We start from the raw sequence: 14623 nt of genomic DNA on the forward strand, positions 1-14623 counted from the left end.
CAGATGCTGCCTTCGGCAGCTTGAAAGTTGAAGCAGGCGCAGCCTATCCCCGCAACGCGGGGAACATCCGTGTCATCTGTGACATCTGTGGACAAAACAGGCAAGTCTTTTATGGACGATCCCAGGTCGCTTCGATAGAGGCTCACCGTGCGGACGGGACCGGTGGACGAACTTCGCGCCATGTTCAACGGCGCTCGCATTCTGGTGGCCCCGCTCGATTGGGGGCTGGGCCACGCCGCACGCTGTGTCCCGATCATCCGCGCAATGCAGGAGCAAGGGGCAGTGCCGGTGATCGGTGGTGACAAGGGGCCGCTGGCATTGCTCCGCGAAGAGTTCCCGCTGTTGGAACAGGTGTCCATCCCCGGCATGGAGGTCCGCTATGCGAAAGGCCGCTCACAGGCTTGGGCCATGGCGAAGCAATTCCCGACGATGCTGCGGCAGGTGCCCGGGGAACAACGCGTGTTCGAAAGTCTGTGGCGCGAGCTTCGCCTTGATGCTGTGATCAGTGACCAACGCTTCGGCATCCGTGCGGCAGGGCTACCCAGCGTACTGATCACGCACCAGCTCTTTCCCTTCGCACCCTTCGCACCCTTCGCCCAAGGTGTTGCACGGCGGATCAATCGGCGGCACATCGACCGCTTCGATCTTTGTTGGATCCCCGACCATGCGGATCCGCCGGGGCTTTCCGGAGCTCTTTCACATGGTAAGGACATTCCGGGGCAAGCACGGTTTATCGGGCCGCTCAGCCGATTCAACGATATGCGGGCAGCCCGCGCGGACATCCACTACCGCGCGGTGGCCGTGATCAGCGGGCCGGAACCGCAACGTACCTTGTTGGAGAAAAGCATTCTGGAACAGTTGCAGAAAACCGAAGGATCCCACCTGGTCGTTTCAGGAAAACCGGGATCCGATGATGTCCAACAAGGGAACATCCGGACCGTAGGGCACTTGAAGGCCGCAGCGCTTTGCACTGCGATGAAGAACGCCGAGCTCATCATCAGCCGCACCGGCTATTCCACGTTGATGGACCTCGACGCGATCGGACGTGGCGCACTTCTTGTTCCCACGCCGGGCCAACCGGAGCAGGAATATCTCGGCAGGCTGCACCGGCAGGCGGGCCTTCATTGCATTCAAGAGCAACATGGGCTTGACCTCGCCGCCGCATTCCACAACCCACCGGGTCTGTCCCTCTCCCCACAAAAAACCTCGGCACTTCTCCCGGCTATAAGCGAACTTGCACGCTTGATCATCCAACGGCGTAACGCTAATCTTTCCCACGCATGACCGTCCGTACCACCGCGCAGTTGTTTGCGCTCCTTGCCTTCTCCACTGCTTTTGCACAATCCGAACAGACCGGGGCCCTGAAGGCCGTGCAGCAGGAATACTCAAAGCTGCAGGACCAACTGGAACAGGTGCGTGGCAAAGTGGAGAAGGCCAAGCTCGCCGTAATGCAGCACGACCTCGCCCAGTGGGGTTATCCTGCACTGACCCCCGGTGACACCGTAGTGGTGCATCCGGGACATGCGCTGGTGTGGAACGAGAGGTATAAGGTGCCGAAGTGGACCGCACACATCATCATGTCGGACATCATGGAAGGCGATCTCGCACGTATCGACACCTTCCTCCCGGACCCGTTGATCAGGACCAATACGGCATTGATCACCAGCTATTGGTACAGCGGATACGACCGCGGGCACATGGTACCGAGCGCCGACATGCGCTGGAGCCTCGATGCATTGAAGGCCACCTACCTCTACAGCAACATCTCACCGCAAAAGCCTGAGCTGAACCGCGGCGCATGGGCCGATCTGGAGGACTGGATCCGCCGCTATGTCCACTACTCGGGGCATCGCGTCTTCGTGGTCACAGCACCCATCCTCGGCCCCGACATGCCCCTGCTGAACAAGCCGAAGGCAGAGGCGGACGTGAGCGCTCCACCCTACTTTTTCAAGGCCATGGTGGACCTTGATGCTCCCGTTAAGAAGGGGATCGCCTTCGTGATGGGCAACGGGCTGAATGATCATGGCCTGCTCACTTATGCGTGCTCCATCGACAGCGTGGAGAAACTATCCGGGCTGGACCTCTATCCCGCGTTGGACGATACCCTTGAGAGCCGCATCGAAGCGATGCACGACACGCAGGACTGGTACGGTGAAGGCGACCGCGCAATGGGCGAAGTGGCCCCGCTGGTACCGCCCCTGCCCGGAGGCCGCTTCAGCACAACACAGGCCAAATACCATGTCGGAAACAAGGCTACCATCTGTGGCACCGTGGTGAGCACACGGCGCACCAAAAAGGCCAATGCGCTCTACCTCAACTTCGACCGCATGTATCCCAACCAGGATTTCTATGCCACGGTATGGGACAGCAACAGCCCCAACTTCTCCTATGACCCGGAGACCTTTCTTCAAGGGCGGAAAGTCTGTGTCACCGGCATGATCACGACCTTCAACGACATCGCACGGATCAGCATCAACAACGAGGACGAGATCACGTTCTGGGAAGATGTGGTGAAGGGAGAGGATGAACGGTGATCATTGGGGATGGAACGCTGATGACGCTGAAAGAGTGGATCCACGCAGATCTGAGGGGTGGAGCTGGTACTGGGTATCGAGTACAGGGTACAGCGTATTGCCGACGATGACTGCCGCTGCCAACTGCAACTGTCGCATGCTGTCGCCAGCTCGACCTTCGCAGCCGCTTCGGCGAAGGAGGCAGCGCTTGGGCGCGGCAACGCCTGACAACTGACAACGAACAACTGACAACTACACCCGCGCTATTGCACCACGATCGCGTCCGTGAACACGGTGTTGCTTTCGTGCAAGGCGCGGTCCGCGATGCGCACGCTGAAACGCACGGTGTCCCCGGAAGTCTGCGGCAGCACCAGCGGACTGATCTCCACGGCGATATCCCCTTCCAACGCTTTGTTCTGGCCGGTGGGCGTGATCACCGGGATGCGGTAATAAAGCGGCAATGTGAACTGCTGAAGCTCCCACTGGCCGTTCTGCATCTTGTAGTAGTCCACGAAAAAGTTGTGGTACCACTGACTGCCGGGGTTGTACGGTGCCAGCGTATCCCCTTGGTCCAAGCCGATATCCCCATCGCCATCGGTGAAGGAAATGGTGAGCTTGTCGTAATCCGTTGAGCGGGTGTAGGACTTGAAGTCGATGTGCGGTTCCTTGGGGAATTCCTCGGTTTTCAGGCAGGCGGACATCAGCACCGCCATCAGCAGCACGGCCCCTGATACTTTTGTCCCCATCCTCCGTTGGTCCCACATCGTCCCGCAAAAGTATGAACGGCGCAGCGCCTTCCCCCATTGTGCCGCCAGCGCTGCTTGAAAAGCCGTTCCAGGTGGACGGGCCGGAAGCCTTTTCCGCCCTGGCGCTTGAGCTGTTCATGCTGCACGCCACGCACAATGCCGTGTACCGCGAATACCTTCAGGCGCTGACCATAGATCCGGGGACGATCACCACGGTGGAACGGATCCCCTGCCTGCCCATCGGCCTGTTCCGTAACCGGCGGGTGCTACTGGTGGGGCTGGAGGCTTCATTGCAGTTCACCAGCAGCGGTACCACCGGGCCCGTCACCAGCACCCATCACGTGCCTTGGCCGGGGCTCTATGAGCGTTCATTCCTGACATCCTTCAGTGCGGAATATGGGCGACCGGCGCGGTGGCGCATCCTGGCTTTGCTGCCCGCCTACATGGAAAGACCAGGCAGCTCCTTGGTGTACATGGCGGAAAAGCTCATCGCCGAAAGCGGCGATAAACGCAGCGGCACTTTCCTGCACGATCTGGAAGCTTTGGCCGAGCTATTGCGCGATGGAGAAGCCAATGGCACGCAGACCTTGCTGTTGGGCGTTCCCTTCGCCCTGCTGGACCTGGCGGAGAAACACCCGATGCCGTTGAAACACACGGTGATCATGGAGACCGGTGGCATGAAGGGAAGGCGGCCGGAGATGGTGCGCGAGGAATTGCACAGGGTCTTGAAAGACGCATTCTCCGTGGATCATGTCCATAGCGAGTACGGCATGACGGAATTGCTCTCACAGGCATGGTCGCAGGGCGAAGGCGCGTACAGATGCCCGCCGTGGATGCGGGTGCTGACGCGGGATGTTAACGACCCGTTCACGCGTGTGGCGGAAGGCCGCACCGGCGGCATCGATGTGATCGACCTGTGCAACATCGCCAGTTGCCCGTTCATTTCCACGCAGGACCTGGGGCGCATGCATGCGGACGGGAGCTTCGAAGTGCTGGGGCGCTTTGACAACAGCGACCTGCGGGGGTGTAATTTGTTGGTGGAGTGAGTGAAGGTTAACCGCAACGACGCTACGACGCAACGGGAACGCAACGAAAATTCTACCGCAAAGAACACGAAGGACGCGAAGGCGAGCCTACGGCACTGGGCACCAAGGAACGGCCAGCCTCGAGTTTACACTGCCTTCACCAAAAAGTAGTTCTTCTTGCCGCGCTGTAGCAGGATGAACTTTCCCGCGATCAGGTCGTCCGCGTTCACGGTGCGGTCCTCCCCTACCTTCACTTTGTTCACGCTGATGCTGCCTTCCTTCAGCGCGCGTTTGGCTTCGCCTTTTGATGCCAGAAAACCAGTACCATCGCTCAATAGATCGATGATGCCAATGCCGGTTGCGATCGTCTCCGTGGGCATATCCGCCTGCGGAACGCCGTCGAACACGTCCAGCCATTGTTTCTTGTTCAACGTGCCCAAGCCTTCTGCGGCGTTACCGAAGAGGATGGTGCTCGCTTGGACCGCGGCCTCCAACTCCGCCGCACCATGGACCAGCGTGGTGATATGATCGGCCACAGCTTTTTGCAGCACTCTTTTATGTGGTGCTTCGGCATGCTCGGCGCGCAGCTTCTCCACCTCCAGTTGCGTCCATGGCGTGAAGATGGCCGCGAACCGCGCTGCGTCCGCATCCGGGGCGTTCAACCAGAACTGGTAGAATTTGTAGGGTGAGGTGCGCTCGGCGTCCAACCAGACATTCCCGCTTTCGCTCTTGCCGAATTTGCTGCCATCAGCCTTGGTGAGCAACGGCGTGGTAATGGCGTAGGCCTCGTTGCCGCCCATGCGCCGGATCAGCTCCGTGCCGGTGGTGATGTTCCCCCACTGGTCGCTGCCGCCCATCTGCACCGTGCAGTTCTCATGCTGGTTCAGCCACCAGTAGTCGTAGCCCTGCACCAACTGGTAGCTGAACTCCGTGAAAGAAAGGCCCGTTTCCAAGCGGCTCTTCACGCTGTCCTTCGCCATCATGTAGTTCACGCTGATGTGCTTGCCCACGTCGCGGATGAAGCGCAGGAAGCCCATGTCCTTGAACCAGTCGTAGTTGTTCACTAACCGAGCGCCGTTCGCTGTATCGCCGAAATCGAGGAAGCGCTCAAGCTGCTTCTGCACGCAGGCCTGATTGTGGCGCAACGCGTCCTCGTCCAGCAGGTTGCGCTCGCTTTTCTTGCCGCTGGGGTCGCCCACCATGCCCGTGGCACCACCCACCAAGGCCACGGGCTTGTGGCCGCAGCGCTGGAAATGGACCAGGATCATGATCTGCACCAGGTTGCCCACATGCAACGAATCCGCCGTGGGGTCGAAGCCGATGTAGCCGGTCGCCGGGCCCTTCATCAAGTGCTCCTCGGCACCGGGGGTGCTGTCCTGCAACAATCCGCGCCAACGGAGTTCCTCTACGAAGTTTGTTACCGCCATGATCTTTCTACCGCGAAGGGCACAAAGGACGCAAAGGAATGCGATTTTCTACCGCAACGTTCGCAACGGACGCAACGAACACAAAGAGCGGAAATTATTGATCTCAAGATGGCGCAAAGAAATGCAAGTTCCAGGCGATCACCGATGTCGTGCTCACAAGCCCATGCGGGATATCTTGCGGCCGCGCCGATCGGCACATAGATGGATCTGGTAACGGGAGGAACGGGGATCGTGGGCGCACATGTGCTGGACGCGCTGTTGGCGCAAGGACGAAGCGTGCGTGCGCTGCTCCGCAAAGGCAGTGATGCCTCTATTGTCCAACAGATCTTGGAGCACTATCACGCGGACGGCACGGAACGCTTCCAGCGGATCCAGTGGGTTGAGGGCGACCTGTTCGATGTGGGTGTTTTGCGCGAGGCGATGCAAGGCGTCGATCACGTGTATCACTGCGCTGCGATGGTCTCCTTCGACCCACGGGATGTACGCGAGCTGTTACGCACCAATGTGGAAGGTACGGCGAACGTGGTGGACGCCGCGTTGGAAGCCGGAGTGAAACGCCTCTGCCACGTGAGCTCCACGGCCACCATCGGTGGTGGTTTGGACGGCGGCATCGGCGATGAGACGAAGGCCTTCGTGCAGGACAAGAATTCCTCCGGCTATGCGATCAGTAAAGCGGAGGCGGAGCTGGAGGTGTACCGCGGCATCGCGGAAGGCCTGGACGCGGTGATGGTGAACCCCTGCGTGGTCTTCGGCCCTGGGCAGCACGGGCGGAGCAGTATGACGATGATCGACCGGGTGCGCAAGGGTTCGCGCTTTTTTCCCGGTGGCACCAATGCGATCGTGGACGCCCGCGATGTGGCAACGGCGATGACACGGCTGATCATTGAAGGTGGCATCGGTGAACGCTACCTCCTGATCGGCGAGGAGATCTCTTACGAACGGCTTTTCACTCTGATCGCACAAAGCGCCGGGAAGACCGCACCCTCGATGAAGCTGCCCGCATGGGCGCTGGAACTGGGATGGCGCGCCGAGGCCTTGCGCACTCTTTTCGGCGGAAGACCATTGATCACGCGGAACACGGCACGCACGGCTTCGCGGATCAGACATTATAATGGGTCCAAGGCCGAGCGCTTGTTGGGGATGCGTTTCCGTTCCGCGGAAGAGGCGGTCGCGAACGTGGCGGGTTTTATCCGCAGATGAACGCAGATGAATATCGAAGTCTGCTGCTTCTTCGGTGAAAGAAGGCTCAGTGAGCCACGCTGTCCGCGCGCTGCTGCAGGTCATTCAGCACGTCCTGATAGACCGACTTCAGCACCTCCGGCTGCTTGAGATACGCGTCATACGTCGCACGGAAATCGGCCTTGGTGACGCCCTGCTTCTTGAACATCTCGTCATAGTAGGCCGAGGCCGGACCGTCAACGCGCTTGTCCACCGTCAATTCCTGGCTCAGCCGTGCCTCGATCAGCATCGACTCCATCAGCACCTCTTCGAATTTCTCTCGGTCCAGCGGCCCTGATGGCGGCTTTCCCTTTCCACCACATGCGACCAAGAACAACAGAAGGAAAGCAAGGCTGATCCTCATCGGTCGAACATTGCGCGCATGCCACGAACGGAACGGTCCACTTCGCCTTCGGCATAGGCAAGCTGACCGTTCACCCAGGTGCGCAAAACGCGGGACCGGAAGCGTTGTCCTTCAAACGGGGACCAACCGCATTTGTACAACAGGTTTTCCTTGGCTACGGTCCACGGTGCATCGAGGTCCACGAGCACGAGGTCCGCGTGTTGGCCTTCCCGGATGAAACCACGGTCCTTCACTTGGAACAAGCGCGCCGGTGCATGGCACATTTTCTCCACCACTTCCTGCAGCGTGAAGACGCCTTGATGCATCAGTTCCAGCATGGCGGGCAGCGCATGTTGCACCAAGGGGCCACCGCTCGGGCAGCTGGTGTAGGGATTCGCTTTTTCCTCCACGGTATGCGGCGCATGGTCGGTGGCCACCACATCAATGCGGCCGTCCTTCACGGCTTGCCGGAGGGCGTCACGGTCTTCCGCCGTCTTCACAGCCGGGTTCCATTTGAGGAGCGTACCCTTCTTTGCATAGTCCGCATCGGTGAACCAAAGATGGTGTACGCACGCTTCGGCCGTGATGCGCTTTCCTTCCAGCGGTCCCGGCTCGAAAAGCTCGAGTTCACGCGCTGTACTGATGTGAAGCACGTGCAGCCTTGTGCCATGCATTTTCGCCAAAGCCACGGCGGTGCTGGAGGAGCGCCAGCAGGCTTCCGCGCTGCGGATAAAAGGGTGCTGTCCGATCCGGATGTCCTCCCCATAACGGGCTTTGGCCTCCGCCATGTTCCGTCGGATGGTCGGCTCGTCCTCTGCATGCACGGCAAGGATCATGTGGGCCTCCTTGAAGAGGCGGTCCAGCGTCTCCTCATTGTCCACCAGCATGTCGCCGGTGCTGCTTCCGAGGAACGCCTTCAAGCCGCAGACCGTTTTCGGATCCGTGCGCAGCACTTCCTCGATGTTGCTGTTGCTCGCGCCCATGTAGAACGAGTAGTTGGCCACGCTGGAAGCCGCGCCCATGGCGTACTTCAGCGTCAACAGGTCCTGCGTCAGCGTCTGTGGAACGGTGTTCGGCATCTCCATGAAGGTGGTGATGCCGCCCGCCACCGCAGCGGCCGAACCGTGCGCGATATCTTCCTTGTAGGTGAGCCCGGGCTCGCGGAAGTGCACCTGATCGTCGATAGCGCCCGGAAGGAGGTGCCGGCCTTTGCCGTCGAGCTCCTTCACCGCACGTGCACTGCCGATGCCTTCGGTCGCGACACGCTCGATGAAACCGTCGCGCACCAGCACATCGGCGGGGGTCACGTGGCCTTCGTTCACCACTTGGACATCTCGGAGCAGCCAACTGTTCATCAGGCTGTGGCCGCTTTCTGTTTCGGCTTGATCGTGTAGCGCATCATAAGCACCCCGAGGAAAGCCTCCTGGAAGATGTTGGCGCTCATCTTGCTCTTCCCTTTCACGCGGTCCTTGAAGGTGATGGGGACCTCTTGGATGCGGAAACCGGCGAGCTTCACGCGGTACTTCATCTCGATCTGGAACGCATACCCGATGAAGCGGATCTGATCCAACGCCAACGCGCGCAAAGTGTCCGCCTTGTAGCACACGAAACCTGCGGTGGTATCTTGCACATTGAGCCAGAGGATGAGCCGCACGTAAAGCGAAGCACACCAGCTCAGGAGGACCCGGTTCCAGGCCCAATCGTTGACGTGGCCGCCTTTCACATAACGGGATCCCACGCTCATGTCCGCCCCGCCTTCCGCACAGGCCGCATACAATCTCAGCAGGTCGTCCGGGTCGTGGCTGAAATCGGCGTCCATCTCGAAGATGTAGCCATAGTTGCGTTCCAAGGCCCACTTGAAGCCTGCGATATAGGCCGTGCCCAGCCCGAGCTTGCCTTTGCGTTCCAGCAAGTGCAGGCGTCCGGGTTCCTTCACCTGTAGTTCGCGCACGATGGCTGCCGTGCCGTCGGGAGAACCATCGTCCACGATCAGGATGTGAAAAGGCGGCTCCAAGCGGAGTACATGCGTGATGATGTCGCGGATGTTCTCCTTCTCGTTGTACGTGGGAATAATGACTAGCCGGTCGTTCATACGCGGTTGGACGGCCACAAAGGTCGAGGAAAAAGGTGTGACAGGCCGTTCCTAACGCACGAGGGTCACATGACCGATCTGCTCGAACCGCGTGTTGGAGATCATGTCCTGTGCGGTGAGCTTCCATACATAGACACCGATGGGCGCAGGGGTACCGTTCCCGAAGTTGCCGTCCCAAGTCGCATTCATGTCCTCCGTGGAATATACCGGGCTTCCCCAGCGGTCCACGATCAGGAAATGGTAGTCGTTCGGGTCCAGACCAAAGGAAACCGGCGCGAATTCGTCGTTCCTTCCATCGCCGTCCGGAGTGAACGCATTGGCGGTGAAGACCGAGGCGCTCGCCGGGATCAACAGGTCCGAGCATATTGTGTCCGCGCAGGTGGGCGAAGCATAGGCGATGAGGCAGATGGGGTAGATCTCCTCCAAATCGTATGGGAAGGTGAACTGCGGGTCCAAGGCCGTGGAAGTGCCCAAGCCGCCAAAATCCCAGAGGAAATTGCCTGCACCCGAGCTCAGGTTGTCGAAGGCGGCGACGGGGCTGTGCGTACTGGTGTTGGACAAAACGATGTTGAACGCGGCCGTGGGCCGTTCGACCACCTGCACCAGTTGGTCGGTCTGCACGGTGACGGCACAGCCATTGCCGGGATCGGCGGTGAAGTGGACGATATAGTTCCCGGGTTGATCATAGGTAACGGTGATCGGCCCGCAAGCGGTGGTGTCCGTACCGTTCCCGAAATCCCAGAAACAGGAGCCGTTGCCCACATAGCCACTGTTGAAGGTGACATCGATCGGCACACATCCTTGGCTCGTGGTGAAGGTGGGTGCGACGACCGGTATTGCGGTCACCGTGACCTGTACGGTCGATATTGCCAGCGGACAGGGTGCAGGGGCGGTGACACTATAGACATAAGGTCCGCTGACGGCCGTGGACGGGTCCAAGATGCCGCCGGGGCCGATCGGACTTGGTCCGGACCAGATGCCACCTGCATCCGGCGTTCCGCTGAGGAGGGTCATCAATACGAAGGGCTCGGCATTTGAGCATAAGGTGGTATCCCCGTTCCCTCCAGCATTCGCGGCCATGGCGACGTCTATGTCCACACTGGCCATGTCCGCCGAGCAGCTTGCCACAGCGGGCACCATGTAGTGGTAAACACCCGGAATGGACGTGCCTGGATCAAATATGGCGCTCGTGTTGTTCCCGTCCGGGTCCGTCCATGAACCACCGGGATCGGGATCTCCACCGAGCAAGTTCTGCATATTCACGTTCGGAGCGGAACTGCACAGCGCCGCCGTACTGTCATTTCCTGCATCGGGGGCCTGGGTGACCACCACGCTCACCTGTGCCGTGGTGGCGGGGCACGGGGCCATGCCCGCCACCGTATAGATGTAGTTCCCGGAGGGGTTGGTCGCAGGATCGAGCACGCCGTTGAACGGGTCGTTGTTCGGGGGCATGGTCCACGTGCCACCCGCATCCGGCGTGCCACCCAATGCTCCGAAAAGCGCGACCGGAGATCCATCGCTGCACAGGTTCAACGAGCCGTTCGTGCCTGCATCGACCGCATGGTTTATGGCGAGGGTCACCACGGCCGTCGCATCCGGGCACGAAGCGTTGCCGATGACCGTGTAGGTATATGGACCCTGTGCTGCCGTGGCCGGATCGACCAAGGAAGTGGTGGGTTGTCCGTCCGGATCGGTCCATGAACCACCTGGTTGCGGGCTGCCGGACAATAGCCCCAGCAGGCTCACCGAAGGCCCGGCATCACACAACGCCACGGCATTGTCCTGGCCTGCGTTCGGTCCGGGCAATATGGTCATTTGCACCGTGGATGAGACATCCGCACAAACCCCGCCCGCGAACTGGTAGGTGTAGGTCCCTTGGGCTGAACTTGCCGGATCAAAGATGCCGGTTGAAGCACTGCCGCCCGGGCCTGTCCATACTCCGCCCATATCCGGACCGTTGCCGAGCAAGGTGAACAAGTTGATGGGCGCATCGCCTGTACATACCGTATCGATCCCGTTGGTGCCCGGATCATGCACCGCCTCGACCGAGACCACTACCTCAGCGGTCGCATTCGCACACGGTGCGGTGGCATTCACGGTATAGGTGAACGTGTTCGCCGTGTTCACCGCAGGATCGAACATCCCGCCGACCAAGCCGCCGCTCCAAGTACCACCGGCATCAGGGCTACCGCCAAGTTCCGTGAAGAGGTCGATCGCCGCACCGTCCGCACAGACCGTGACCGCCCCGTCCATGCCCGCATCCGGGCTGCCCGTCTCGCTCACCGTAACCGTCGCTGTCGCGTTGCCGCAAGGGGGCGTACCGGTGACCGTGTAGGTATAAGGGCCGGGAGCGTTCACCGCCGGATCGTACATCCCGCCGACCAAGCCACCGCTCCATGTGCCACCCGCATCAGGTGTGCCGCCCAAAGAGTTGAACAGGTCCACCGCAGTGCCTTGGTCGCATACCGCGAGGTCCGCGTCGGTGCCCGCGTTGGGCGCAGGAGCTATCGTAACCTCGACCTCGGATTGGTCGCCTGCGCAAGGTGCAGTGGCACTCAGCGTGTACGTGTAGATGCCTGCGGGATCCGTGGCCGGGTCGAACATGCCGCCAACTAAGCCGCCGCTCCAGCTGCCACCCGCATCAGGGCTGCCGCCCAGCTCCGTGAAGAGGTCGATCGCCGAACCGTCAGAGCAAACCGTCACCGCGCCGTCCGTGCCAGCGTCAGGGCTGCCCGTCTCGCTCACCGTAACCGTCGCTGTCGCGTTGCCGCAAGGGGGCGTACCGGTGACCGTGTAGGTATAAGGGCCGGGAGCGTTCACCGCCGGATCGTACATCCCGCCGACCAAGCCACCGCTCCATGTGCCACCCGCATCAGGTGTGCCGCCCAAAGAGTTGAACAGGTCCACCGCAGTGCCTTGGTCGCATACCGCGAGGTCCGCGTCGGTGCCCGCGTTGGGCGCAGGAGCTATCGTAACCTCGACCTCGGATTGGTCGCCTGCGCAAGGTGCAGTGGCACTCAGCGTGTACGTGTAGATGCCTGCGGGATCCGTGGCCGGGTCGAACATGCCGCCAACTAAGCCGCCGCTCCAGCTGCCACCCGCATCAGGGCTGCCGCCCAGCTCCGTGAAGAGGTCGATCGCCGAACCGTCAGAGCAAACCGTCACCGCCCCGTCCGTGCCCGCGTCAGGGCTGCCCGTCTCGCTCACCGTGACCGTGGCCGTCGCGTTCCCGCAAGGGTTGGTGCCTGTCACCGTGTAGGTGTATGCACCGGGAGTGTTCACAGCAGGGTCGTACATCCCGCCAACGAGACCGCCGCTCCATGTGCCGCCCGCGTCAGGCGTGCCGCCCAAGGAGTTGAACAGGTTTACCGCAGCACCTTGGTCGCATACCGTCAAGTTCGCGTCCGTGCTTAAGCGTCAGGGGCGGTGCGATCGTCACCACCACTTGCGATTGATCGGACGTGCACGGTGCTGTGGCGTTCAACGTGTACGTGTAGTTGCCCGCAGCGTTCACAGCAGGGTCGAACATCCCACCGACCAAGCCGCCGCTCCAGGTGCCGCCCGCATCGGGGCTGCCGCCGAGCTCCGTGAAGAGGTCGATCGCAGCACCGCCCTCGCACACCGTCACCGCCCCGTCCGTGCCCGCGTCAGGGCTGCCCGTCTCGCTCACCGTGACCGTGGCCGTCGCGTTCCCGCAAGGGTTGGTGCCTGTCACCGTGTAGGTGTATGCACCGGGAGTGTTCACAGCAGGGTCGTACATCCCGCCAACGAGACCGCCGCTCCAAGTACCGCCCGCGTCAGGTGATCCGCCCAAGGAGTTGAACAGGTTTACCGCAGCACCTTGGTCGCATACCGTCAAGTTCGCGTCCGTGCCGGCGTCAGGGGCGGGTGCGATCGTCACCACCACTTGCGATTGATCGGACGTGCACGGTGCTGTGGCGTTCAACGTGTACGTGTAGTTGCCCGCAGCGTTCACAGCAGGGTCGAACATCCCACCGACCAAGCCGCCGCTCCAGGTGCCGCCCGCATCGGGGCTGCCGCCGAGCTCCGTGAAGAGGTCGATCGCCGAACCGTCAGAGCAAACCGTCACCGCCCCGTCCGAGCCAGCGTCAGGGCTGCCCGTCTCGCTCACCGTGACCGTGGCCGTCGCGTTCCCGCAGGGGTTGGTGCCCGTCACTGTGTAGGTGTACGGACCGGGGGCGTTCACAGCAGGGTCGTACATCCCGCCAACGAGACCGCCGCTCCAAGTACCGCCCGCGTCAGGTGATCCGCCCAAGGAGTTGAACAGGTTTACCGCAGCACCTTGGTCGCATACCGTCAAGTTCGCGTCCGTGCTTAAGCGTCAGGGGGCGGGTGCGATCGTCACCACCACTTGCGATTGATCGGACGTGCACGGTGCTGTGGCGTTCAACGTGTACGTGTAGTTGCCCGCAGCGTTCACAGCAGGGTCGAACATCCCACCGACCAAGCCGCCGCTCCAGGTGCCGCCCGCATCGGGGCTGCCGCCGAGCTCCGTGAAGAGGTCGATCGCAGCACCGCCCTCGCACACCGTCACCGCCCCGTCCGTGCCCGCGTCAGGGCTGCCCGTCTCGCTCACCGTGACCGTGGCCGTCGCGTTCCCGCAGGGACTGGTACCCGTCACTGTGTAGGTGTACGGACCGGGAGTATTCACAGCAGGGTCGTACATCCCGCCAACGAGACCGCCGCTCCAAGTACCGCCCGCGTCAGGTGATCCGCCCAAGGAGTTGAACAGGTTTACCGCAGCACCTTGGTCGCATACCGTCAAGTTCGCGTCCGTGCTTAGGCGTCAGGGGCGGGTGCGATCGTCACCACCACTTGCGATTGATCGGACGTGCACGGTGCTGTGGCGTTCAACGTGTACGTGTAGTTGCCCGCAGCGTTCACAGCAGGGTCGAACATCCCACCGACCAAGCCGCCGCTCCAGGTGCCGCCCGCATCGGGGCTGCCGCCGAGCTCCGTGAAGAGGTCGATCGCAGCACCGCCCTCGCACACCGTCACCGCCCCGTCCGAGCCCGCGTCAGGGCTGCCCGTCTCGCTCACCGTGACCGTGGCCGTCGCGTTCCCGCAGGGGCTGGTGCCTGTCACCGTGTAGGTGTATGCACCGGGAGTGTTCACAGCAGGGTCGTACATCCCGCCAACGAGACCGCCGCTCCAAGTACCGCCCGCGTCAGGTGATCCGCCCAAGGAGTTGAACAGGTTTACTGCAGCACCTTGGTCGCATACCGTCAAGTTCGCGTC

The 14623-nt window shown here is 61.4% G+C and carries 13 protein-coding genes; 4 read left to right on the forward strand and 9 right to left on the reverse strand.

The features are described 5' to 3' along the window. Window positions 1-180: 180 nt before the first annotated feature. Window positions 181-1284 carry a hypothetical protein gene (locus IPP95_08755; GenBank protein ID QQS71290.1) on the forward strand — a complete coding sequence of 368 codons (1104 nt, stop codon included), beginning with the start codon at window positions 181-183 and terminating at the stop codon, window positions 1282-1284. Beyond that, window positions 1281-2534: a DNA/RNA non-specific endonuclease gene (locus IPP95_08760; GenBank protein QQS71291.1), complete on the forward strand. Its 1254-nt coding sequence runs from the start codon at window positions 1281-1283 to the stop codon at window positions 2532-2534. The genes IPP95_08755 and IPP95_08760 overlap by 4 nt, the downstream gene beginning before the upstream one ends. Before the next feature lie 242 nt (window positions 2535-2776). Here the strand turns inward: IPP95_08760 and IPP95_08765 are convergent, their stop codons facing one another. Then, window positions 2777-3259 (reverse strand): hypothetical protein, encoded by a 483-nt coding sequence (locus IPP95_08765; GenBank protein QQS71292.1) that lies wholly within the window; start codon window positions 3257-3259, stop codon window positions 2777-2779. A gap of 71 nt (window positions 3260-3330) precedes the next feature. Between IPP95_08765 and IPP95_08770 the strand changes: the two genes are divergently transcribed. Beyond that, entirely contained in the window at window positions 3331-4305 is a 975-nt protein-coding gene (locus IPP95_08770) for an acyl transferase (protein ID QQS74230.1), read from the forward strand. A gap of 125 nt (window positions 4306-4430) precedes the next feature. Here IPP95_08770 and IPP95_08775 read toward each other — a convergent pair whose 3' ends face one another. Further along, window positions 4431-5711: a tyrosine--tRNA ligase gene (locus IPP95_08775; protein ID QQS71293.1), complete on the reverse strand. Its 1281-nt coding sequence runs from the start codon at window positions 5709-5711 to the stop codon at window positions 4431-4433. Window positions 5712-5912: 201 nt separating this feature from the next. On the opposite strand from IPP95_08775, the gene IPP95_08780 reads away from it, so the two are divergent. Further along, the gene (locus tag IPP95_08780) at window positions 5913-6911 is read left to right on the forward strand and encodes an NAD-dependent epimerase/dehydratase family protein (protein ID QQS71294.1); all 999 of its coding nucleotides are present in this window, start codon (window positions 5913-5915) and stop codon (window positions 6909-6911) included. Window positions 6912-6957: 46 nt separating this feature from the next. Here the strand turns inward: IPP95_08780 and IPP95_08785 are convergent, their stop codons facing one another. From IPP95_08785 to IPP95_08815, 7 genes are all read right to left on the reverse strand, one after another. Beyond that, window positions 6958-7293 (reverse strand): DUF4296 domain-containing protein, encoded by a 336-nt coding sequence (locus IPP95_08785; protein QQS71295.1) that lies wholly within the window; start codon window positions 7291-7293, stop codon window positions 6958-6960. Beyond that, on the reverse strand, window positions 7290-8627 hold the full coding sequence (locus tag IPP95_08790) for a dihydroorotase (GenBank protein ID QQS71296.1): 1338 nt from the start codon (window positions 8625-8627) through the stop codon (window positions 7290-7292). Before IPP95_08790 ends, IPP95_08785 begins: the two co-directional genes overlap by 4 nt. Further along, on the reverse strand, window positions 8627-9364 hold the full coding sequence (locus IPP95_08795; GenBank protein QQS71297.1) for a polyprenol monophosphomannose synthase: 738 nt from the start codon (window positions 9362-9364) through the stop codon (window positions 8627-8629). The genes IPP95_08790 and IPP95_08795 overlap by 1 nt, the downstream gene beginning before the upstream one ends. Before the next feature lie 51 nt (window positions 9365-9415). Further along, complete coding sequence (locus tag IPP95_08800; GenBank protein QQS71298.1) at window positions 9416-12760, reverse strand: gliding motility-associated C-terminal domain-containing protein; 3345 nt, start codon at window positions 12758-12760, stop codon at window positions 9416-9418. Next, window positions 12699-13640, reverse strand: a complete 942-nt coding sequence (locus IPP95_08805; GenBank protein ID QQS71299.1) for a hypothetical protein — start codon at window positions 13638-13640, stop codon at window positions 12699-12701. The genes IPP95_08800 and IPP95_08805 overlap by 62 nt, the downstream gene beginning before the upstream one ends. Window positions 13641-13706: 66 nt before the next feature. Further along, window positions 13707-14105, reverse strand: coding sequence for a hypothetical protein (locus IPP95_08810; GenBank protein QQS71300.1), 399 nt, complete (start codon window positions 14103-14105; stop codon window positions 13707-13709). A 59-nt stretch (window positions 14106-14164) separates the two neighbouring features. After that, window positions 14165-14569: a hypothetical protein gene (locus IPP95_08815; protein QQS71301.1), complete on the reverse strand. Its 405-nt coding sequence runs from the start codon at window positions 14567-14569 to the stop codon at window positions 14165-14167. Between the last annotated feature and the right edge of the window lie 54 nt (window positions 14570-14623).

The sequence above is a fragment of the Flavobacteriales bacterium genome (assembly GCA_016700415.1).
In the GTDB taxonomy this organism is placed as follows: domain Bacteria; phylum Bacteroidota; class Bacteroidia; order Flavobacteriales_F; family PHOS-HE28; genus PHOS-HE28.